The organism is Anaerococcus hydrogenalis (genome assembly GCF_002871895.1).
Taxonomy (GTDB): domain Bacteria; phylum Bacillota; class Clostridia; order Tissierellales; family Peptoniphilaceae; genus Anaerococcus; species Anaerococcus hydrogenalis.
The window spans coordinates 1-23,243 of sequence record NZ_PNHP01000003.1; the positions used below are offsets into that span (position 1 = coordinate 1).

The 23,243-nt window shown below is 29.2% G+C and carries 20 protein-coding genes; 2 read left to right on the forward strand and 18 right to left on the reverse strand.

Annotated features, from left to right (window positions below):
- Positions 1-100 precede the first annotated feature (100 nt).
- The 15 genes from CJ192_RS04635 to CJ192_RS04705 all read right to left on the reverse strand — a co-directional run bounded on the left by CJ192_RS04635 (position 101) and on the right by CJ192_RS04705 (position 16,676).
- Positions 101-556 carry a redoxin domain-containing protein gene (locus CJ192_RS04635; RefSeq protein ID WP_102197936.1) on the reverse strand — a complete coding sequence of 152 codons (456 nt, stop codon included), beginning with the start codon at positions 554-556 and terminating at the stop codon, positions 101-103.
- An 11-nt stretch (positions 557-567) separates the two neighbouring features.
- On the reverse strand, positions 568-942 hold the full coding sequence (locus CJ192_RS04640) for a RidA family protein (RefSeq protein WP_004818312.1): 375 nt from the start codon (positions 940-942) through the stop codon (positions 568-570).
- A 102-nt stretch (positions 943-1,044) separates the two neighbouring features.
- Entirely contained in the window at positions 1,045-2,145 is a 1,101-nt protein-coding gene (locus tag CJ192_RS04645) for a tetratricopeptide repeat protein (RefSeq protein WP_102197937.1), read from the reverse strand.
- A gap of 1 nt (position 2,146) precedes the next feature.
- Positions 2,147-2,848: a hypothetical protein gene (locus CJ192_RS04650; protein ID WP_102197938.1), complete on the reverse strand. Its 702-nt coding sequence runs from the start codon at positions 2,846-2,848 to the stop codon at positions 2,147-2,149.
- Positions 2,848-4,554, reverse strand: coding sequence for an arginine--tRNA ligase (gene argS, locus CJ192_RS04655; RefSeq protein WP_102197939.1), 1,707 nt, complete (start codon positions 4,552-4,554; stop codon positions 2,848-2,850). Before argS ends, CJ192_RS04650 begins: the two co-directional genes overlap by 1 nt.
- Before the next feature lie 14 nt (positions 4,555-4,568).
- On the reverse strand, positions 4,569-6,914 hold the full coding sequence (locus tag CJ192_RS04660) for an endonuclease MutS2 (RefSeq protein ID WP_102197940.1): 2,346 nt from the start codon (positions 6,912-6,914) through the stop codon (positions 4,569-4,571).
- Positions 6,914-9,130, reverse strand: a complete 2,217-nt coding sequence (locus CJ192_RS04665) for a peptidase U32 family protein (protein ID WP_102197941.1) — start codon at positions 9,128-9,130, stop codon at positions 6,914-6,916. Before CJ192_RS04665 ends, CJ192_RS04660 begins: the two co-directional genes overlap by 1 nt.
- Complete coding sequence (locus tag CJ192_RS04670) at positions 9,130-9,654, reverse strand: cell division protein ZapA (RefSeq protein WP_102197942.1); 525 nt, start codon at positions 9,652-9,654, stop codon at positions 9,130-9,132. Before CJ192_RS04670 ends, CJ192_RS04665 begins: the two co-directional genes overlap by 1 nt.
- 8 nt (positions 9,655-9,662) lie before the next feature.
- Positions 9,663-12,041 (reverse strand): phenylalanine--tRNA ligase subunit beta, encoded by a 2,379-nt coding sequence (pheT, locus tag CJ192_RS04675; RefSeq protein WP_102197943.1) that lies wholly within the window; start codon positions 12,039-12,041, stop codon positions 9,663-9,665.
- A gap of 8 nt (positions 12,042-12,049) precedes the next feature.
- Positions 12,050-13,072: a phenylalanine--tRNA ligase subunit alpha gene (gene pheS / locus CJ192_RS04680; RefSeq protein ID WP_102197944.1), complete on the reverse strand. Its 1,023-nt coding sequence runs from the start codon at positions 13,070-13,072 to the stop codon at positions 12,050-12,052.
- Between the two features lie 219 nt (positions 13,073-13,291).
- On the reverse strand, positions 13,292-14,023 hold the full coding sequence (locus CJ192_RS04685; protein WP_102197945.1) for a TrmH family RNA methyltransferase: 732 nt from the start codon (positions 14,021-14,023) through the stop codon (positions 13,292-13,294).
- Positions 14,023-14,376, reverse strand: coding sequence for a 50S ribosomal protein L20 (gene rplT, locus CJ192_RS04690; RefSeq protein WP_004815624.1), 354 nt, complete (start codon positions 14,374-14,376; stop codon positions 14,023-14,025). The genes CJ192_RS04685 and rplT overlap by 1 nt, the downstream gene beginning before the upstream one ends.
- 12 nt (positions 14,377-14,388) lie before the next feature.
- The gene (rpmI, locus tag CJ192_RS04695) at positions 14,389-14,589 is read right to left on the reverse strand and encodes a 50S ribosomal protein L35 (RefSeq protein ID WP_004815623.1); all 201 of its coding nucleotides are present in this window, start codon (positions 14,587-14,589) and stop codon (positions 14,389-14,391) included.
- Between the two features lie 10 nt (positions 14,590-14,599).
- Entirely contained in the window at positions 14,600-15,139 is a 540-nt protein-coding gene (gene infC / locus CJ192_RS04700; RefSeq protein WP_004817261.1) for a translation initiation factor IF-3, read from the reverse strand.
- Positions 15,140-15,299: 160 nt separating this feature from the next.
- Positions 15,300-16,676 (reverse strand): NAD(P)/FAD-dependent oxidoreductase, encoded by a 1,377-nt coding sequence (locus CJ192_RS04705; RefSeq protein WP_004817263.1) that lies wholly within the window; start codon positions 16,674-16,676, stop codon positions 15,300-15,302.
- 221 nt (positions 16,677-16,897) lie between these two features.
- On the opposite strand from CJ192_RS04705, the gene CJ192_RS04710 reads away from it, so the two are divergent.
- Positions 16,898-18,640 carry a phosphoenolpyruvate carboxykinase gene (locus CJ192_RS04710; protein ID WP_102197946.1) on the forward strand — a complete coding sequence of 581 codons (1,743 nt, stop codon included), beginning with the start codon at positions 16,898-16,900 and terminating at the stop codon, positions 18,638-18,640.
- Between the two features lie 45 nt (positions 18,641-18,685).
- Here CJ192_RS04710 and CJ192_RS04715 read toward each other — a convergent pair whose 3' ends face one another.
- Positions 18,686-19,924 carry an aminotransferase class I/II-fold pyridoxal phosphate-dependent enzyme gene (locus CJ192_RS04715; protein ID WP_102197947.1) on the reverse strand — a complete coding sequence of 413 codons (1,239 nt, stop codon included), beginning with the start codon at positions 19,922-19,924 and terminating at the stop codon, positions 18,686-18,688.
- 122 nt (positions 19,925-20,046) lie between these two features.
- Here CJ192_RS04715 and msrB point away from each other — a divergent pair, with 122 nt between their 5' ends.
- A complete protein-coding gene (msrB, locus tag CJ192_RS04720; RefSeq protein ID WP_102197948.1) occupies positions 20,047-20,481 on the forward strand; it encodes a peptide-methionine (R)-S-oxide reductase MsrB in 435 nt (144 codons plus the stop codon).
- A gap of 37 nt (positions 20,482-20,518) precedes the next feature.
- Here msrB and iadA read toward each other — a convergent pair whose 3' ends face one another.
- A complete protein-coding gene (iadA, locus tag CJ192_RS04725) occupies positions 20,519-21,646 on the reverse strand; it encodes a beta-aspartyl-peptidase (RefSeq protein WP_102197949.1) in 1,128 nt (375 codons plus the stop codon).
- On the reverse strand, positions 21,643-23,085 hold the full coding sequence (nhaC, locus tag CJ192_RS04730) for a Na+/H+ antiporter NhaC (RefSeq protein ID WP_004817822.1): 1,443 nt from the start codon (positions 23,083-23,085) through the stop codon (positions 21,643-21,645). The genes iadA and nhaC overlap by 4 nt, the downstream gene beginning before the upstream one ends.
- Positions 23,086-23,243 lie beyond the last annotated feature (158 nt).

Consider the following 23,243-nt stretch of genomic DNA (forward strand, 5'->3'; position numbering starts at 1 on the left):
TTTTTTCTTGACTATTTTTGAGATAAAAAATATAGCTGTTAATCAAACAGCTATATTAGTATATTATCTTTTTTGACTTTTGTCAAATTTTTTATTTTTTTTATAAATTCTCTATTACTTCTTCTATATCAGGAAGTTGTGCTTGTGGATATTCTTTTGACCACTTTACAATTCCTTCTTCATCTATTATTATATTTGCTCTTTTGCCTGCTGAGTTTTCTTCATTAAATATTCCATAAGCTTTTGCAACTTCTCCAAGTGGGAAAAAGTCTGATGCAAATTTTACATTATCTATATTTAATACTGCTGCCCAGGCTTTTTTTGATGGTTGTGGATCTATTGAAAGTCCTATTACTACTGTTTCTCCTTTTTCTTGGATTCTATCGTAATTTCTTTCAAGAGATCTCATTTGGTCTGCACATACTGATGTAAATGCTAGAGGGTGGGATGAAAGTATAACTTTTTTTCCTCTATAGTTTTCTAAGTTTACATCTTCAGCATTTTGATCTTTTATATTAAATAAGGGTGCTTTTTCACCTTTTTTTATTATTGACATTAATTCTCCTATTATAATTCAGCTATTGCTTCTATTTCTAATAGTCCACCTTTTGGTAATTTTCCTACTTCTACACAGCTTCTTGCTGGTTTGTGGTCACCAAAAAATTCTGCATATACTTCGTTTACTGCTGCGAAGTCATTTACGTCATCTAAGAATATGTTAACTTTCACGATTTTTTCTACAGATGATCCGCCTTCTTCTATTATAGCTTTTACATTTTCTAATGATTGTTTTGTAGCTTTTTTGATGTCATCTGATATTAATTCGCCTGTTTCTGGTACTAGTGGAAGTTGTCCTGATGAGTATACGAATCCGTTTGTTACTATTCCTTGTGAATATGCTCCAACTGCTGCTGGTGCTTTTTTTGTTTGAATTATTTTCATAATTTCCTCCTATTTAGTAAACGTTATTATACTATGAGCATACTTTTTTTCTTTTCTTATTCAACTTATAAAATAAAAAAAATCTCAAAAATTAATTTGAGATTAGTTTAGTTTGTATTGGTCTTTTATTATTTGTATATTTTGTCTTAGTTCATCGCTTAAATCGTCATAGCTTTCTAGATTTTCTATATCTTCTTTTGCTTTTTTTATGTTATTAAGAGATAAATTTATTTGCAGTCTATTGTAGGTCATCCTTGGATCTTCTGGGTATTTTTTTAGACCTTGGTTTATTATTTCTATAGCATCTATTGGTTTTTTTGTTGCATATAGACTTATGGCATAATCATTATAAAGTTCTCTAAATTCTCCACCCTTGTCCAATGAGTTTTTAAAGGCAAGGTTTGAATTTTCATATTGACCTACATTTTGATAGGCTACTGCTAGGTAATAATATGCGTCTGCTCTTTTAGTTTTTGATAAGAGTCTGGTTAGTATTTGAATTGCCCTATCAAAGTTTCCCTTTCCTATATAGTAAAGGCCTTCTTCTATTTCTGCATTGTCAAATATCATTTTTATTTTGTCTCTTATTTCATCTTGAGCTTGTATATCTTTTGTTCTTTGGAGGGCATTTTCATAGTATGATCTTGCCTTTATATATTCTCCAAGATTTGCATATATATTTCCTAGCTCATAATAGGATAGAGGGAAATCTTGGTCTTGGTTTATTATTTCTTGTAAAATCCTTAGAGCTTCTTTGATAAATTCATCCTTATATTCTGTATCTTCATACGCCTTTGGCCATAATACTCTGGCATAATTATATGAATTGTATTTATCAAATGGGTTTATTATATATCCTCCCCTTAGTAAAAGGAGTGATTTTTCTGGATTTTTTTCTATTATTTCTAAGGCCTTTTGTGATGTATAGGACCCTATATTTTTTATATAATTTTCTATTATTTTTATATAAGATTCTTTGTATCTAAAGTCTTTATCAATTCCTAAATTTATTATTAGTCCGTCTAGGATTATATCTAAGTTTATTTTGTTTTCAAATTCCCCACTTATTACATTTTCTGATAAATCTTTTGCATAAAGGGCTAAGGGAGTTTTATTTAAAAGTTCATATGACGATTCTTTTTTTAGGTCAATGTAGGCTAGTTTGTCTGTAAAATTTAAAAAATATTGGTCTATTTTTGCCATTTTATCCTCTCATAAATTTTCTTTGCCTATAGGAGTGCTTTGATAATATTTTAAATAAGTGTCCCTTAAATAGTAAAAATATTGTATCCCACAAGGAAAGCAGGATTACATAAATAAGTTCATTTCCTATTACCAAGGTATTCATAACTAATTTATTTATTAAATAAGCTTCTACTAAGGTATAAATTAGGGCATAGATTCCCCAAATAAATATGTTATTTTTTACAAAATTAAAGGAGTCTATTAATATAGTAAATCCATAAACACTTTCTATATAGACAAGTTCTATTACGGCTGATGTGAAAAATTTAAATATTATGCTTACAAGGTATGAAATTGTCGGATCAATTCCTCCAAGTAGGTTACTTATTATTAACTCTACTATGTATATTGAAAACATAGCAGACATGATCAAATAGAAAAAATTTGATATTGAATTTTCTATTGATTTTTTCCCCGTGTTGTTATATAGGACAATCGACCTTAGGGCTTGGGCTACAAAACATAAAATTAATATCTCTATCAAATAATTTATTAGGGATGAAAGATAAGAAGAGTTTATTACTGATAAACCCTTCATTCCTTCAAATATAGACCTAACTATTAAAGAAATTAATAATATATATGATTTTTTTATTTTTTTTATACTTTCAAAAAATGCTTCTTTTGAAATTTCTAAAAAATCTATAATTCTTTCTTTCATTACATTTGATCCACTGTTTTTATTCCAAGTAGTTTTAGACCGTTTTTAATAACTATTGATGTTGCATAAGCCAAGGCTAGTCTTTGTTCTTTTAATTTTTCATCGTCAACCATAATTTTTGATGTATTGTAAAATTTATTGAAATTTTTAGCTATATCCATAATTTTTCTTGAAATTATTGATGGTTCGTATTTCTCTTTTGCCCTTACAATAGATTCTTTAAATTCAGCTAATGATTTTATTAAATTAAATTCTTCATCTGTATTTAACAAATCAAATTCTACCTTATCAAAGTTATCTATTTGACCTTTTTTTAGGACGGATTTTGCACGAGCATATGAATATTGTACGTAAGGACCTGTTTCTCCTTCAAAGTTTAATAGATTATCCCAATCAAATACATAATCTTTTATCCTATTGTTATATAATTCTTGGAATTTTACGGCACCTATACCTACAATTTGTGCAGTTTCATCTAGATTTTCAAGAGCTGAATCCCTATCTTTCATTATTTCTTTTGTTTTATCAATAGCCTTATTTAAAACATCTTCCAAAAATACCACTTGACCCTTTCTAGTTGATAAAGTTTGATCTTTCAAACTTACCATTCCAAAAGGTATGTGCTTACAATCTTTATAAAAATCATATCCCATAAGCTCTAGTATTGCCCACAATTGTTGGAAATGAAGATTTTGTTGGGTAGCAACTACATACAAATTTTCTGAAAAATTATATGTTTTTTTCCTATTAATAGCTGTAGCAATATCACGAGTAATATAGGCTGATGAACCATTTGATTTAATAATTATAGCTGGTGGAAGGTCATATTTACTCAAATCTATTATTTGAGCCCCATCAGATTCTGTTAATAAGTTCTTTTCTTTTAATTGATCTAAAACATCTGGTATATATTTTGATTGATAAGCTTCCCCATGGTAATTATCAAAGTTTATATCTAATAATTTATAAACCCTGTCAAATTCCTTAAATGAAATCTCCTTAAACCAAGACCAAAGCCTTACAGCTTCTTCTTCGCCTTCTTCAAGTCTTCTAAATTCATCTCTTGCTTCATTCATCATATCTTGGTCATTAGAAGCTTGCTCATTATATCTTACATATAAATTTAAAAGCTCTTTTATTGGGTTTTGGTTTAATTTATCATCATCACCCCAAAGCTTGTAGGCTGCAATCATAATACCAAATTGTGTTCCATAATCTCCAATATAATTACTAGCTATGGTATTATAGCCAAGAAAATCATGAATATTTCTAATTGCATCACCAATGACAGTTGATCTAATATGTCCAATGTGGAAAGGCTTGGCAATATTTACTGATGAAAAATCGAGTACAATATTTTTTCCCTTTCCCATATCTGACCTACCATAATTTTCTTTTTCTTTAATAATTTCTCTTAAAACTTGACCTTGTAAATACTTCCTATCTATATAAAAGTTTAGGTAGGCATTTAAGGAATCTACTTTTGAAAAATAAGGTGAGTCTTCTTTTTCTAAATCCTCTTTTAATTCTTTTGCAATAATTGCTGGGTTTTTTCTCAATTTTTTTGCCAAAATAAAGCAAGGAAAAGAAAAATCTCCCATATCATCTTGAGGTGGAATTTCAATCAAATCATAAATTTCTTGAAAATCCAATCCTAGTTCTTTTTCTTCTAGCTTTTTGGCTATTAATCCTTTTAAATCTTCCATTTATCCTCCAAAATCTATCTGAATTTTACAATTGTAACCCCATATCCGCCTTCTTTTTCATTTCCAGGCCTATATGAGTCTATCATTTTATTATTTTTTAAATAATCATTAATACCATTTCTCAACGCACCAGTTCCCTTGCCGTGGATAATTTTTGCTTGGTCAAGTCCTGATAACATTGCATCATCTATATACTTATCAAAATTTCTCAAAGCCTCATCATATCTTTGTCCTCTCAAATCAAGAGTTGGAGAAATGTGCATGGCTTTTTTTGCCTTGTAAATTCTATTGGTATTTTCTTTTGTTTTATTTTCATCCTTAAGCTTGGTAACATTTTTAATATTAGAATCCATTTTCAAAATGCCCATTTGTACTTTTATATTACCCTTTTCATCAGGATTCTCAATTACTTGAGCCTTTTCATTTAAGCCTTCAATTATTACAATGTCACCAACTTTTAAATTTTGAGGAGCATTTTTGCTTCTTTTTTCTCTTAGAATATTTTCATCTTTTTCGATTTTTGATGACTTGTATTTGTTTCTTATTTCATTTAATGACCTGTCAATATCGGAAGTATTTGCATTTTTTGATTTTTTTGCAATTTTTAACATTTCTTGACTTGACTCATTGGCTTGATCCAAGATTTTATTCGCTTTTTCTTCAGCTTTTTTAATTATATCCTTTTCTTCTTTTTTTATTTTTTCCGATAAGGATAAAAGATCATTTCTAGCCTTTCTTATTTTTTTCTTATAATCTTCTATTTCTTGGTTTTTAATTTCCATTTCTTTTTTATTTTGGTCAAGTTCTTCTAAAATTGTATTAAAGTTTTTGTTATCTTCTGAAAGAATTGACTTGGCATTTTTTAGAATTTCTTTATTTAAACCTAGTCTTTTTGAAATTTCAAATGCATTTGATTTACCAGGAGTTCCTATAATTAACTTATAGGTTGGTGATAAGGTCTCAAGGTCGAATTCAACGCTTGCATTCATTACCCCATTTTTTTCTAAGGCATAATATTTTAGCTCAGAATAGTGGGTTGTTGCAAAGGTCATAGTATTTTTATTCTTCAAAAATTCTAAGATTGAAATGGCAAGGGCTGCCCCTTCTGTAGGATCAGTTCCACTTCCAACTTCATCTAATAAAACTAGGGAATTTTCTGTAATATTTTCTGTTATTTTTACAATATTTGTTAGAGAAGCTGAAAATGTTGAAAGACTCATCTCTATTGATTGGGTATCTCCAATATCTAAAAATATATCATCAAATACATTTACCAAACTATCCTCATCACAAGGTATATAAAAAGCAGATTGGGCCATTAAAGAAATTAATCCAACTGTTTTTAGTGATACAGTCTTTCCTCCAGTATTTGGTCCTGTAATAATTAAAGTGTTATAGCCATCACCAATTTTTACATTTATTGGCACAACATTTCCCTTTAATAAGGGGTGACGGGCATTTTTTAAATTAATTATTTTTTTATCTGTAAGCTTTGGAATAGTATATTCGTGGGCCAAAAAATATTTTACCTTGGCTTGCAAAAAATCAATTCTTTGAATTAATTTTTGATTTTCTAAAATTTCTTGGTCAAAGCCTTCTACAAATCTTGAAAGCCTATCCAAAATCCTTCTGATTTCGTCGCCCTCTTCTATTTGTAAATTTGATAAATCATTGTTTAATTCTACAATTGCATTTGGTTCAATAAAAAGAGTATTTCCAGATTGGGACCTATCATGGATAATTCCATTTAGGACTGCTTTTTTATTTGTCTTTACTGGAAGTACATACCTACCATCCCTAATAGAAACTACCTTATCTTGAAGTGAGTCGTCAAATTTTGAAGATGAAATATAAAATGATAATTTATTTTTAATTTCTTCTTCCTTTTTGCCCATTCTTTTTCTAATTGACCTTAAATTTGCCGATGCATTATCAGCAATCTCATCTTCAGAAATTATAGACCTTTCTATTTCATCTTTTATAAAATCATTGGTAGAAATCCTATCAAAAATATCTTTAATATAAGAATCTTCTATATTTTCCCCATATTCTTTTAAATAATTACTAACCCTCAATAGGTCTAGGACTTTTAAAAGTTCAAAAGGTTCAAGAATTCCATTTTTTCTAACATAGCCAATTATTTCTTTTAAATCATAAAGGCCAAAAATATCAATGTTACCATTTTCTACAATGACCTTTTCCATTGCCTTAGTTTTGTCTAGCTCTTCCTTAATTTCTTTTATATCATTTTTAGGCTTTATTTTTAAAATTTCTTTTTTAACAAGTTCACTTCTTGCATAGTTTTGAAGTTTTTCCAAAATTTTTTCAAACTCTAATACTTCTAAAGTTTTTTCCTGCATTAAATAACACCCCTGTCATATCCAAGATTGTTAATCTTACTTCTTCTTATATTTTTAATATCTTCATTGTCTCTTACAAGATACAGTAAGGATACTGAATTTTCAATTTTTTTAAGGTCAATATTTGTAATTTCTTTTGAATAAATCCTAGATAAGCCATCAGATCTTTTTATATCAAATAAATTATTATCCTCATCTTTTATTTGAGAATTTGAAAATTTACATGACTCACATCCCTTAAGGCCACATTTTTTTATGGCAGAAAATGGACAATGTCTCATATTCATAAGCTCAATTGGGCCGTAAGCCAAAATTTCTGTTGGGTATGATTTAGAATTTTTGTTGATATTTTCAAAAGAGTTTTCTACTGATGAACAAATCATTGAAGAAAAATCACTATAAAAATCAAAGGAATAAGAATTGAAAACATTTAAATATCTACCTATCCTAATTTCAAGGCCATTTTTTAAAAGCTCATCTTTTAAAACAAAGTCCTTGTAATTATTAAAAACTACTCCCTTAAAATTTTTATCTTTCAAAAAAGAAATAAAATTATGGTCATATTTTTTATCAGCATCCATAATATAGAAAATATTTAAACCATCAAATTTTTTATCATACTTTCTCAAATAAATATTATCAAAATCATTTAAAAGAGAAGGGTCTATATCATTTTCTAGTAATTCTATATTTTTTTCTCTAGTAAAAGCTTTATATTCCTTTAATTTTCTTTTTTTAATCTTTACCGGATTATTTTTATAAAAGGCAAGTCTTTTTTCATTTAAATCTTCCACTGCTCTTCTTCTCATAGAATTTATATCTTTTTTTCTTAAAAATATATTTTTATCTATATCAATTTCAACATTCCTAGCCTCATAAATTGTATTTCCAAGTTTTGTAAGATTTTCTTCTATATGATTTTTTTCTAAAGAAATATTTTTTCCTTCTTCTACTAAACTTTCTCCCTCATAAGATATTTTTGTATCCTTATATTGAAGGGTGATTTTTGGATATTTTCCAATTTTTGCAAAAAAACTTATATCCAAAGGCAAATTTTTATAAGAATTTAGGCCTTGATCTAGATTGTCTTTTAAAACTTTTGAAGAAAGAAGATAAATTTTTGACCCTATTTTTGCATCTTTAAAATCTTTTAATTCTAATTCTTGACCCTTCTTCAAATCCTCTGTTAAGGTCAAAGGGAGTTTTCTATTTTTTTCAGTAGTAACTTGAAGAATTGACTCTTTTATCAAGGATGAATTTGATTTAAAAAATCTCTTGCCATTTTTTTCATAAACCTGACCAATTTCCCTATGTTTATTTTCATCTTCAAGGGCAAGATATGATGATTTTTGTCCAAAAATAAAGCCTTTTGTATAGGACCTATTTGAAATATCCCTTAATTGGTCCTTATCATAAAAGTTTTTCTCTAACTTTTTTCTATAATTTATGACCGTATTATAAACGTACTCATCAGTTTTCATACGTCCTTCAATTTTTAAAGAATCAACCCCAGCCTTAATTAGCCTATCTGTATAATCTATGGTTGATAAATCTTTCATTGAAAGATAATAATCTTCTCCCAAAATTTTACCATCATTTATAAGCTTATATTTTTTTCTACAAATCCCTGCACACCTTCCCCTATTGGCAGATCTTTTTCCAAGGTATGAAGATAAAAGACATTCTCCAGAAAATGATACGCACAAAGATCCATGGACAAAAACTTCTGTATCAATATCTAATTTACAAATTTTCTCAATCTCATCAATTTCTGTTTCTCTTGCAACAACTACCCTATCAAAGCCAAGATTTTTGGCAGTAAGTGCCCCCTCATAATCTTTTATGGCCATTTGAGTTGAGGCGTGAAATTCTAATTTGTGCTTTGCATTTTTATTTATATTTTTTACTAATGAATATAGACCAATATCTTGGATTAAAATAGCATCAGCCCCATATTCAAAAAGTTTTTCAATATAGAAAATCGCCTTATCAATTTCTTCATCCTTTATAAGGGTATTTATGGTTATAAAAACTTTTTTATCAAACAAGTGAATATAATCAATCACTTCTTCAATATTTTCCAAAGAAAAATTCTTGGCGTAGGCCCTTGCTCCAAAATCATCCAAGGCCAAATAAAAACTGCAAGCCCCTGCAGAAATGCCTGCATCTAGCATGGACATTTTTCCAACAGGAGCTAATATTTCAATATTTTTCATTATAAGTCCCTCTTTAAATCTTCATTTTCTTTTTGAAGATCAAGATTTTCCTCTTGTAACTTAGTTAAATTTTCTCTAAGTTTTTTAAGATTTTCATCTTTGGACTTATTTATTTTATTTTTCTTATCAATTTCCGCATTCAACCTATTAATAGTAGAATTTAAGCCATCGATTTTTTTCATAGATTCCATAAAATCTTTCTTAGATTTTTCAAAATCATCTTTTGTAATTTTATTTTCTTCTTCTAATTTTTCGTAAGCTTCTTTTATTTTAGGATAATTTTCAATAGGCTCTTTAGCTTTTTCTCTTAGCTCTTTGTGCTTGATTAAAATTTTATACATTTCATCAGCAATATTTACTGAAGCTAAGACAAGTTGGTTTTCACGAGTTAATTTATCATTATCAATTTCTCGAATTTTTTTATCAACATAAGCAGCTATTTGTTTAATCTCATTATTTTCCTTTTCACTTACCAAAGTGTAGTCCATGCCAGCAATATTAACAACAATTTTATTATCTGCCACCTTAACTCCTAACTACGCAAGTTTATATTTTCCTTACTTAAATCTTCTAAAAATGCTTTTTCAATTTTTTCAACTTCTTCATCTTTTAAAGTTGCATCATTTTTACCATAGGCTACCTTGTAAGAAATAGATTTTTTGCCTTCTTCAATTTGATCTCCTGTGTAGATATCAAATATTTCTATATTTCTTACCAAGCCATCAGCTTTTTCAATAATCTTATCTTCAATGCTTTGACTTTCTACATCCCTATCACAAGTAAACGAATAATCACGAAGAATAGATGGGAATTTTGAAAGGGCCTTATACTTAACTTGGTCAATTTTTTTATCCTTAATCATAGAAAGATTAATTTCTAAAGCTAGAGCAGGATTTTTAATTTTAAATTCTTCCATAACTTCATAAGAAATTTGTCCCATTATACCAATTTTTTGACCATCTAAATAAATATTTGCACACCTTCCTGGGTGGAAAGTTTTAATATTTTCTTCAGTTTCAAATCTAAATCCTTTAAAACCAGTTTTATTCATAGCTTTTATAAAGAAATCTTTCAAATCATAGAAAGAATAATCTCCATAAAGACCCATAGTCAAGTATTGTTTTTCTTCTGGAAGATCATCTCCACCTTTAATAAAGGCTGTTCCAATTTCATAAAACCTTAAATCTTTTTGTTTTTTTGCAATATTTTTTGAAAAAGTATCAAGCATATTTGAAAGAAGGCTTGTTCTCATTACAGAATAATCTTCTCCCAAAGGATTTATAATTTTTATATAATCTCTTAATTTAGAATTTTCATCAACCAATAATTTGTCATAATCTCTTGGAGAAATAAAAGAATAGGTTGTAATTTCTGAGAATTTTTGTCCAAATAAATTATTTTTTAATTCATCTTTTAGAAGTCTCATAGAAGTTTTCTCTCCCCTTTGTAAAGATGAATAAAGTGGTTTAGATTCAACTTTTCCCATTCCATAAAGTCTTGCAACTTCTTCAATTAAATCTGCCTCAATTGAAATATCCATCCTAAAATCTGGAATTTTTGCTTCAATTGTATCATCGTCAATATCTTTAACTTCAAATTCTAAGGCTTTTAAATAAGAAATTGCCTCATCTTTTGAAAATTTTCTTCCAATTAAAGAATTTAATCTAGAAATCCTAAGTTTTACCTTGTTTTCTGGACTTTCTTTTATTCCTTCATCAAAATGATCTTCTAAAACTTGACCAATTCCAAGATCTGTTATAAGTTTCATAGCTCTTTTTGATGCAAATTCTGCATTTTCTACAGAAATTTCCTTTTCAAACCTTGATGAAGCCTCAGATCTTAAATTTAAAAATTTAGAAGATTTTCTAATATTATCAGAATCAAAATTAGCAGCTTCAAGAAGAATAGTTTTTGTATCTTCTGTAATTTCACTATCCATTGATCCCATAATTCCTGCAAGACCAATTGCTTCTTTTCCATCAGAAATTACTAGAACTTCCTCATTTAATTTTCTTTCTTCTCCATCAAGAGTTTTAATAACTTCACCTTCTTTTGCATCCCTTACAATAATTTTTCTATCATGTAAAGTTTCAAGGTCATAAGCATGAAGGGGTTGGCCTGTTTCAAGCATTACAAAATTTGTAATATCTACAACATTATTTACTGGTCTCATTCCAGCAAGCATCAAGCAATTTTTAAGCCATTGTGGTGATTCACCAATTTTTACATTTTTAATAATTCTTCCTGTAAATCTTTTACAATTTTTAGATTTTATTTCAATTCCATTAAAATAATGATCTTTTTTATCAGAAACTGTTGGATATTCTGTTGAAGGATAGGTGATTTTTTTATCAAAAGATGCTGCAGATTCTCTTGCCATTCCTATAATTGAAAGACAATCAGGTCTGTTTGGAGTAATTTCATATTCAATTACTGGTGTATTTGAAAATAAAACTTCAACTGCAGGCGTTCCTGGCTTAAATTCACCAGATAAAACTATAACTCCATCCTTTAATTTTTTTTCAATAACAGAATCATCATAGCCAATTTCCTTATATGAGGTAAGCATGCCTTGACTAACTATACCAAAGAAATCATGGTCATCAATTTTTTGTCCGTTAATTTCTGAGCCTGATTTTATTACTATAAGATAATCTCCTTCTTTTGTATTTTTTGCAGAAGTTACTATAGTAATTTCTTCTCCAACATCAATTTTAAGGACAAATAATTTGTCAGCATTTGGGTGTTTTTCTTGTTTTAAAACTTTTCCTACAACAAGTCCATCAAGTTTATCAGAAATAAAATTTACACTTTCAACGTGGGAACCTGTTTCTGATAGTCTATCTGTAATTGTTTTTAAATCTTCATCTAATTTTATATAATCATTTTGCCAAATTAAAGGTACTAACATAATCCCTCCTAGAATTGCTCAATAAATCTTTTGTCATTATCAAATAGTAATCTAATATCATCTAGCCCGTACTTAACCATGGCAATTCTATCAACTCCAAGACCAAAAGCAAAACCAGTATATTTTTCACTATCTATTCCACAATTTTCAAGTACATTTGGATGAACCATTCCTCCACCCAAAAGTTCCATTGACCAACCTGTATTTGAACAAGCAGGACATCCCTTGCCTCCACAAATTGGACAAGTTACATCAACTTCAAGAGATGGTTCTGTAAATGGGAAATGATGAGGACGATAACGCATTTTCATCTCATCTCCAAACATTTCTTTTATAAAAGTTTCAAGAGTTGCTTTTAAATTTGCAAGTGATACATTTTCATCTACAACCAAACATTCTAATTGGTGAAACATTGGTGAGTGAGTTGCATCTACTTCGTCGTTTCTAAAAACTCTTCCAGCTGAAACCATTTTTATTGGAAGTTTTCCTTCATTCATCACACGAATTTGCATACTTGATGTGTGAGGACGAAGAAGAGTATTTTCATTTATATAAAAAGTATCAGAAAGTGATCTTGAAGGGTGATTTTTTGGTGAATTTAAATCATCAAAAACATTTTTCACTGTATCAATTTCTGGTCCTTCTACAACGTCAAAACCCATATTTTGGAAAATTTCTTCAAGCTCTGCCATTGTTTGATTAATAACTGATAAATGTCCACTAGAATAAAGGTCAAAATTTGCTGTTACATCAATTTTTTCTTCTTTAACTTTTTTTTCTAAAAGAATTTTTTTGATTTCTTCTTTTCTTTCTTCAAGTTTATTTTCAACTTGGCTGGAAGTTTGATTTATTAGTTTTCCTGCCATTGGCTTTTGATCATTTGGTAATTTTGAAATATTTTTCTTTAATGAAGTAATTTCTCCTTTTTTACCAAGATATTTAACTCTTAGATCGTCAAGAGTTTTCAAATCTTCACTTTTTTCAATAGCCTCACTTGCTTTTTTAACTAAGGCTTCTAATTTTTCTTTCATTTTAACTCCTTTAATTTTTTGTACAAAAAAACTGCCCTATAAAAGGACAGACTTATCTGCGGTACCACCTAATTTGATTGTAATAATCCACTCAATAATTATAACGCATTACCGTCTCAACTACTTTTAATTCGTATCAAAGCTAGGCGGTGAATTTCTATACCGTTACAAGGTGGCCTTTCATCATCTACCACTTGCTTTGCTTGAATAGCATAGCTTTTATCCGCTTTGGCTAAAATTATTCATTAGTATTGATGCAGCTATAGCTGCATTTAATGATTCGATTTCTCCATCCATTTTTATGGAAACAAAATCATCTGACAAATCTTTTAAAGACTTGCTTATTCCATTAGCCTCGTTTCCTATGGCTAATATTATTTTATCACAAGATTTAAAATAATCTACTGATTTTCCATCCATATCAGCTAAAATCAGCTTATAATCTTTATTAATTAAATCTTTTACATCTTCTAATTCTAAATCTATAAAATTTAACCTAAAAATAGACCCCATGCTAGCCCTTATAGTTTTTTCATTGTATAAATCTACACAATTGTTTAGAAAAATTATATCTTTAAAAGAAAAAGCCTCAGCACTTCTAATTATGGTGCCAAGATTTCCCGGATCTTGCATATGATCTAAAAGTAATACCTTGTTTGAAGAAATTTCTTTTTTATCTTTCATTTTTATAACAGCTGAAACTCCCTCAGGATTTTCAAGCAAAGATAGTTTATCAAATAAATTATTTGAAAAAACTATCTTTTTAAAATCAGTTTTATAATCTTTCATATCTTCGTTTACAAAAACAAATTCACATTCAAAATCTTCTGGGATTTGGTCAACTATTTTTATAGACTCAACTATGAAAGATTTAAACTTTTTTCTGTATTTCTTCTTTTTAAGTTTATTTATATACTTATATTTTTCGTTAGATTCTGATTTTATTATCATTAAGCTGCTTGGTTAGCAATCTCTACTAATTTTGTAAATTCTTCTGGGTTTGATACAGCAATTTCTGCAAGCATTTTTCTGTTGATATCAATGTTTGCTTTTTTAAGATTTCCCATTAATTTTGAATAGCTTGTTCCATTTGCTCTTGCTGCTGCATTTATTCTTGCAATCCATAATTTTCTGAAATCTCTTTTTCTTCTTTTTCTTCCAATATAAGCATATTGTAAAGATTTCATTACTGCTTGGTTTGCAGTTTTGAAAAGTAATGATTTTGAACCGTAGTAACCCTTAGCTTGTTTAAGGACTTTTTTATGTCTTTTTTTAGCGTTTAATGCTCTTTTAACTCTTGCCATTATTTCCTCCTATTAGATGTTTAATAATCTTTTGATGTTTTTAGCATCACCTTTTGCAGCTATTGTTGATTTTCTTAATCTTCTTTTTCTAGCTGGTGTTTTCTTAGCTGTAAGGTGTCCCTTGTAAGCTTTATGTCTTTTTATTTTTCCACTGCCTGTTACTTTAAATCTTTTTGCAGCTGCTCTTTTTGTTTTAATTTTATTTTTAGCCATTTTATTCCTCCTAATTTTCTTCGGTATTTGGTGAGATAAATAATACTAGTGATCTTCCTTCCATTGCTGGTTTCTTATCAACTTGTGCACAATCTCCTACAAATTCCATAAATTTATCTAATAAATCATAGCCTAAGTTTTTATGACCCAATTCTCTACCCTTAAATCTTACTGAAACTTTAACTTTGTCGCCATTGTTTAAAAATTTCTTTGTTTGATTAGCCTTGGTTTCAAGATCATGGTCTTCTATATTTAAGCTAAATCTTGTTTCTTTTGTTTGAGTTGTTTTTTGTTTTTTCTTATTTTCTTTAGCTTTTTTTTCTTGTTCATATTTGAACTTTCCATAGTCCATTATTCTTGCAACTGGTGGCTTAGCATTTGGTGACATCAAGACTAAATCAAGATGTTTATCATAAGCTCTATCTAAAGCCTCATTTTTTGATACGACACCAACTTGTGATCCATCTTCGTCTATAAGTCTAAGCTTATTGTCCCTTATCTCGTCATTAATTCTTAAATCTTTTATAATCTTACCTCCAAATATTCGCATAAAAAAATGGGTACTCAAAGTACCCATAAAATTTACAATATAATTAGAAATATTCTAATAGAGATTGTAACCTGAAAACTAAACGTCGGCAGGTGAGTATCGGGTACTTCTTTAACTCTCTTTTGCTATGATACAAGAATTTTCTTTTTTTGTCAAATTTTTATTTTCTATCATTTATTATTCTTGCCATCTCAACACCTGATGCTGATGCTTGAGATAGGGAGTGTGTTACTCCTGATCCATCTCCAAGAACAAATAAATTATTTTGACTTGTTTCAAATTCTTCATTTACTTCTACAACTGAGTTATAGAATTTAACTTCTATTCCATATAAGAGTGTATCATCATTTGCCATTCCTGGTGCAATTTTATCAAGAGCATAAATCATTTCTATTATATCGTCTAATTGTCTTTTTGGCATAACTAATGATAAGTCTCCGGCTGTTGCATTTAAGGTTGGTCTTAGGAAAGATTTTTTCATTCTTCTTTCTGAGGATCTTCTTCCTTTAACTAAATCTCCAAATCTTTGCATCAAAACTCCACCACCAAGCATATTTGAAACTTTAGCTATAGATTCTCCATATTCATTGGAATCTTTGAATGGCTCAGTAAATCTATTTGTAACCAAAAGGGCGAAGTTTGTATTTTCTGTTTGAAGTTCTGGATTTGCGTATGAGTGACCATTTACAGTTATAATTCCATTTGTATTTTCTGTTACAACTTCACCGTATGGGTTCATACAAAAAGTTCTTACCAAATCATTGTATTGTTTTGTTTGATAAACAATTTTTGCCTCATAAACTTTATCTGTTATGTGTTTAAAAACTTCTGCAGGTACTTCTACACGAACTCCTATATCTACTCTGTTTTTTTTCATTTCGACATCAAATTCTTGGCAAGTTTCTGAAATCCATTTTGATCCAGATCTTCCTGCTGCAAGAACTAAATACTTACATTTTATTGTTTCGTCCTTGTCAGTTTTTACAAAATAATATCCATCTTCAAAATCTACACTTAAAACTTTTGTCATAAATTCAAAATCTATTGTATCTTTTACATAATCATAGATTTTTTGTAAAATTTCCCTATTTCTTTCTGTACCAAAGTGACGAACTTTTGCTGTTAATAAGTGAAGGTCATTTCTCAAACACTCTCTTTTTAAATCAGTATTTTCTGTTGAATAAAGTGTGGCATCTCCCTTATCAAAATCCATCAAAACAGAATCAACATATTCCATTAATTCTAGAGCTTTTTTTTCTCCAATATAATTATGTAAATCTCCACCAAAATTTGTTGTTATGTTATATTTTCCATCAGATAAGGTTCCTGCTCCACCAAATCCATACATTATATTACAAGGTTTACATCCGATACAAGAATCAACTTTTCCTTCTGAAATTGGACATCTTCTTGCCTTAACTTTTCTTCCTTCATCTATTACACAAACTTTTTTGTCAGAATTTAATTTAGTAAATTCGTAGGCCATAAAGGATCCACTTGCTCCACTACCTACTACAACAACGTCATATTCTCTCATAATAATCCTTTCTTTTTTAACATACATAATAATTATAGCATTTTAAAGAATAAAAATGAAATTTTCCTACTTTTTTACTCTTATGATATAATTTATAGAAATTTATTTAGAAGAAAGGAAAATTTATGAAAAAAGCTTTTTTTCCCTTGTTTTTATAGACCAGCTGATATATAATTAGTAAAAATTATAAATAAATATAGAAAAGAAAAAAGGGGAAAGTAATGAGTAAAGATTTTTCAATTACAGGTAACAAGGCAATTTTAAATTTGTCTGAACAATTTTTTAATGATGTAAATGAACTTTTAAATAGTGAGTCTTTTTTAGATTTGACAAAATCATTTATAAATTATCATAAAAAAGAATCAACCAGGGTCTATGCCTACATAGAACAATTTTTCATAAATTCTTCAGTTGATTCTCTTGCAAAAGAGCTAACTGATATTTTAAAACTTTTAACTGTTATGAATATCGATGAAATTTCATCAAAAATAAATAAGTACCACAATTTGAATAAGGAAAAATACGGCTTATTAAAAATAGTTGAGGAATTTTATAATTATTGGAGAAATTTAGAAAGATATTCCATAATCGAACAAAAGGAAGATGCTAGAGGTGTTGGGGTTGTAAATTTTGTTGAAATTAATGAAAAGTTAAAAAATATGATCCTTCAAGCTTATAGAAGGATTGAAATGAGCATTCTTGGGCAATGGCCAAAGGTTTATAGGCAAGTTCCAGCTGCTGCTGATGCTTCTATTATGATTAGAAATTTTAACAAAAAATATCCAAAAGCTTATGAGTTTTTAAATGATGTTTGTTTTATAACCCAAGTTATGATTGAAACTCCATACATAACCTATACAAAATCTAATAAAAGGGACGGGATTTTTGAGGAAGTTTATGAGAATCCTATTTTAAAAACAAAAATTAATCCAAAACATTTTTTCTGCTATCCTGCTAAGGTAGGAGATAATTTGATTTATATTTATTTTCACAGGGACCTATTAACTCACGGAGTTTCTGCATCCAACCTTTTTGAACTTGCAGATGTGGATGAAATAGAAAATAAAAAGCCTGATGCAATTTATATTTACGGACCAAAGGATAAGACAAATAAGAAGAATTCTTTTTATTATGATGAGGAAAATAAATTATATGTAGGATATATTGCCTATTGTGAGAAAATTGATTATTTCGGCTATTTGAAAAAAATGGTCCTAACTTTAAATAATGTTATCAATATTAAAAAGGGATATTTACCAATTCACGGGGCAGGTCTTTCAGTAGTTTTGCAAAATGGTAAGACTGTAAATATTGTAATTCTTGGTGATAGCGGGGCTGGAAAAAGCGAATCAATAGAAGCATTTAGGTCTCTTGCTAAAGATTATATAAAGGAAATGACCATTGTCTTTGATGATATGGGATCTTTTAGGATTAAAAATGGAAAAGTTTATGCTTACGGAACAGAAATTGGTGCCTTTGTAAGACTTGATGACCTTGATGCAGGCTATGCCTTCAAACAAATCGACAGGTCAATTTTTATGAATCCAGATAAGATTAATTCTAGATTAATTATGCCGGTTGCAACCTTTGATGAAATTAATTTAGGTTACCCTGTAGACTTCTTCTTGTATGCAGACAATTATTCAGCAGTTTTAGATAATTGCAACTCGATAGAACTTTTTGATAATAAAAAAGAAGCCCTAAGAGTTTTCAAAAGAGGAGCAAGACTTGCCAAAGGAACAACAACAGAAAAGGGTCTCGTGCAAACATATTTTGCTAACCCATTTGGGCCTGTTCAAAAAAGAGAAGAATGCGATAAATTATTAGATAAGTATTTTGATAATTTATTTGAAAACAATATAAAAGTCGGAACAATTAAAACCCAATTAGGACTTGACCACATGCAATTTGAAGGACCAAAATCTGCTGCAATCGAGCTTTTTGAATTAATTAAAAAAATGTAAAATCTTTTATAAAAAAATAGCCCCAAAATTAATTGGGGCTATTTTTTAATTTATTTCATCAATAGCTTCTTTTATAAGTTTTGGGGAAATCTTACATTTTTCTTCACTCACTGCACAAAGAGCAAACCTTAGTCCTTCTTTGTTTGCAACTATATACATATCTTTTTCCTTTAATTTTTCAGAAACTTTTTTTGAATTTTCACAAGGAATAGAAATGAAAAATCCACCAAAATATGGAAGGCTAACAAGGCCAACTTTATTTGCATTTTCCACAAATGCCCTTGCTCTTTTTTCAAGCATTATCCTATAAAACTCAAGCTCATCGTCATAGGATTTTTTCTTTTTCTCATCTTTTTCAATATCAACCAATATATTCATCCCTGCATGGGTAATATTTGACCAAATTGCCCTGTTAGAATGTTTCATTGAGTCAAAAAGGCTATCTGCAATTTCTTCATTTGAAGAAACAATTATACAAGCTCCTGACCTTAAACCATAGGCTGTATAAGATTTACTCATAGAATAAGCAATACAGGTAATTATATTTTCCTTTAATGACCCAAACTTTTGGAAAAATTTCTTTTGACTTCCATCACCTGCAAATTCAATATAGGCAACATCTAACAAAATACTAATAAATTTCCCCTCAACTGCCCTTTCATCTATAATTTTTAAAATTTTATCCCACATAGAATCATTGATTGTAAAACCGGTAGGATTATTTGCTGGTGAATTAAACACACACAAAACCCTATCCCTTTTTTCCAAAGCATAATCCAAGGCTTTTGTAAATTCTTGTAAATTAAATTCATAATTTTTATCCAAAAATTCATAATTTAAAAATTCTCTATTATACTCCTCGCACATGGTTTGGTAAGCTGGCCAATACCAATTTGGACAAATAACATAATCTCCCTCATCTAAAAGTGACCAAAAAGTATGTCTTACTGCCCCACTTCCACCAGCTGTTGCAATAGATCTAATATATCCATCAGGCTTATAAAGACCAAAACATTTATCAATTAATAAATTTAGAAAATCTTTATCTCCCTCTATGGCCCCATAGCTTGCTATGTCTTTTTTATCCATATTTTTTAATGTTTCATAAACACTGTCAAAGGCAATAATATTTCCATCATCATCAATTAAAGTTCCAAGGGTAGAGTTAATTACCTTATCCCTACCTTTTTTTTCTATTGCCTTCTTGCACTCGCCGCTAATCTTGAAAATTTCATCTTCAAGTCTAGGCCATTTTGCATGGTCTGCTATAATATTCTTTCCCATAATTTTCCCCTTTATTTTTCATTATTATTTAAAATATTGTATCATTTTTTATTTGTTTTTGAAAGTAAAAAAAGATTGCTTAATTTATTATAAATTAGTAAAATGTTTGTAAGGAGGATGTTATGGATGAAAAATTAAAGCAAGATAAATTAAATAAGCTATCTAGATTATCTTATGAGGTTACTCAAAATTCTTGTACAGAAAAACCTTTTTCTAGTGTATATGATGATTTTTATAAGGATGGGATATATGTAGATATTGTAAGTGGAGAAGTTTTATTTTCATCTTTAGATAAGTTTGATTCTGGTTGCGGCTGGCCTTCTTTTTCAAAGCCACTAGAAGATAATATAAAAGAAAATGAAGATTTATCTCACGGTATGGTAAGAACTGAAGTAAAATCCAAAAAAGCAAACTCACACCTAGGACACGTTTTTAATGATGGACCTAAAGAAATGGGAGGATTAAGATATTGCATAAACGGAGCAAGTTTAAAATTTATCCCAAAAAAGAAATTAAAGGAAGAAGGATACGAAGAATATCTTTATTTATTTGAATAAATATTAAAAAAAGCAGAAAATTTATTTCTGCTTTTTTTTATTCGTATGATCCTTTTTTTAGGATTTTTTTATCTTTTTTCATAAACTTACCTTGAGAAACTACCCCATCAATATCTAAATTTTCATCCAGTAAAAGTAAGTTTGCTATATAACCTTCTTTAATAAAGCCAACTTCCTTGTCAAGCTTTAATACTTTTGCAACGTTAGATGTAAAAGGCTTGATTGCATCTTCTAATTTTTCTCCATCAGCTACAATTTCTTTAATTGCCTTTATTCCAGTATCAACTGGTGAGTAGCCAATTTCTATTAGATTTCCTTCATCATCATAATTTGACCATGAACCAAATCCATCTGACGAAAAGGTAATTTTATCTAAAACATTTTTTTCCTTTGCCATCTTATAAGCTAAGCTGTCTGGGAAATCTTTATTTATTCCTGATGTTAAATCAATATATCCACCATTTTGAGCAAATTCTAAGGCCTCATCATAGAGTTTTTTATCCCTATTTACATGGGTTGGCCTAAAAATTGTAATAGGTAGATTTGAATATTTTAGGGCATCATTAATTTGATTAAAATAAAATTTTCCACTTCCCATATGAATTGTTACATGGCCACTTTTACCAGAAATCATTCCAGCAACTCTTGCTTCTGCCCCAATTCTTTGTAGCTCTTTATAATCAAGGCAAGAGTCCCTGTGATCATTTGCTGCAATTTTTACTCCTATAAGTTGATTTACAAAAATTATATCTTTTTTTACAGATCCTGTAATAGTTGGTGATGGATAGGCGTAGGAGCCTGTTAAAGAATATGTTTTTATTCCTTCATTTGTTAGGGCCAGTGATTTTGCCACAAGATTTTCTACACTTCTTGTTTCAGAATCTGTTCCCAGAAGTCCAACTACAGTAGTTATTCCTGCCTCAATTAATTTTGAAAGGCTAATCTCTGGAACCCTTGTTTCAAATCCACCTTCTCCACCACCGCCGGTTATGTGGATATGTTGGTCAATTAATCCAGGTATAAGAGTTTTCCCTCCTCCATCATAAATTTCATCAAAATAATAATCACAATCTCCTTCAAATATTTTTTCTATTTTTTCATTGGCTATTAAAATATTTTTTATCTTATTTTCACCAAGTATTTTTACATTTTTAATTAAAATCATACTTTTTCACCTTCTGCTATTAAAAATTCTTCTTTTTCTTTTTCATTTATTTTTGTTATTCCAATTCCTGTAAAGGCTAAAATTATGGCAAATACTATTCCCATATAATTTAAAACTGCCCAAGGTAGGTAGGTTAAAGTATCTACACCAAGAGTTGCTGCCATGTAGGCACCTGCTGCAGACCATGGAATTAATGGAACTAAAACAGTTCCTGAATCTTCAAGAGTCCTTGATAAGTTTTTAGGATGAAGATTTCTTTCAAGATAAACTTTTCTGAATAATTCTCCAGGAATTAAAATTGAAAGGTAAGAATTTCCTGTTACAAAGGCAACTGTAAAACATGAAGCTATAGTTGACAATATTACTCCAAAAGTTGTCTTTACCCTTGTCAAAATTGCATCCAAAACAACATCTAGCATGCCAGATGTTGACATAACTCCAGCAAATCCCATAGAGCAAAATACCAAAACTGTTGTTGTAGTCATGGAGACTGCCCCACCTCTGTTTATAAGAGTTAAGATATCATCAATAATTTTTCCATCAAATCCTGTCATTTCTACATTAAATCCATTAACCATAGAAATAAATCCATCTTTTAAGCTAAATCCTTGAACAAAAATTCCAATTACAACCGATACCAAGGAGTTTACAATCATGGTTGGAAGGGTTGGAAATTTTAATACTGAACCGATTAACATAATTAAAACTGGTAGTAGTAAAATTATATTCCAATTATAAATTCCAGACAGTTGGCTTTGGATAATTTTTACAGATTCAGTGCTTGCTCCTGTTGATTTTGAAGAAATACCAACAATTAAATATACTATTATCGAAACAATAGCTGCAGGAACAGTTGTATAAAGCATGTGTTTGATGTGATCATACAATTGTGATCCTGCTGCAAGAGGAGCTAGGTTTGTTGTATCTGAAAATGGTGATAATTTATCTCCAAAGTAAGATCCTGCTACAACTGCCCCTGCAGTTACGGCTAAGTTCATTCCAAGTCCTTGTGAAATTCCCATAATAGCAACACCAATTGTTCCTGCAGATCCCCATGATGTTCCTGTAACTGTAGATAAAACTGCAGTTATTAAAAAGGCACTTACATATAAAAATCTTGGGTTAATAATTTGAACACCATAATAAATAATCATAGGAACAGTTCCTGAAAACATCCAAGCCCCTATCAAAAGTCCTACTGACCACAAAATTAAAGTAGCAGGAAGGGCTGATGCAATTTTTTCTATAATTCCCTTTTGTAATTCTTCCCAGGTATAGCCCAATTTTATTGCTATTATACTTGCAATACTAGCACAAATTAATATTATTGGCTCTGCCCTTAATTTTAAAAATCCTACTCCAATTGTAAGAAGCACAATCATAATAACCAAGGGCGATATAGCCTGAAATGTCGTCGGTTTAACTTTCTTTTTTTCCATTTTTTATTCCTCCATTATTTTTTTTATCATTTTAACTCATTATATAATAAAATCAATCTCTACGTCAAACTATTAAAACAAAAAATTAATTTGTTATTTTTTATCTTTTTATTTATACTTGTTGAATTTTTTATAAAAATAAAAAACCACCAACTTAT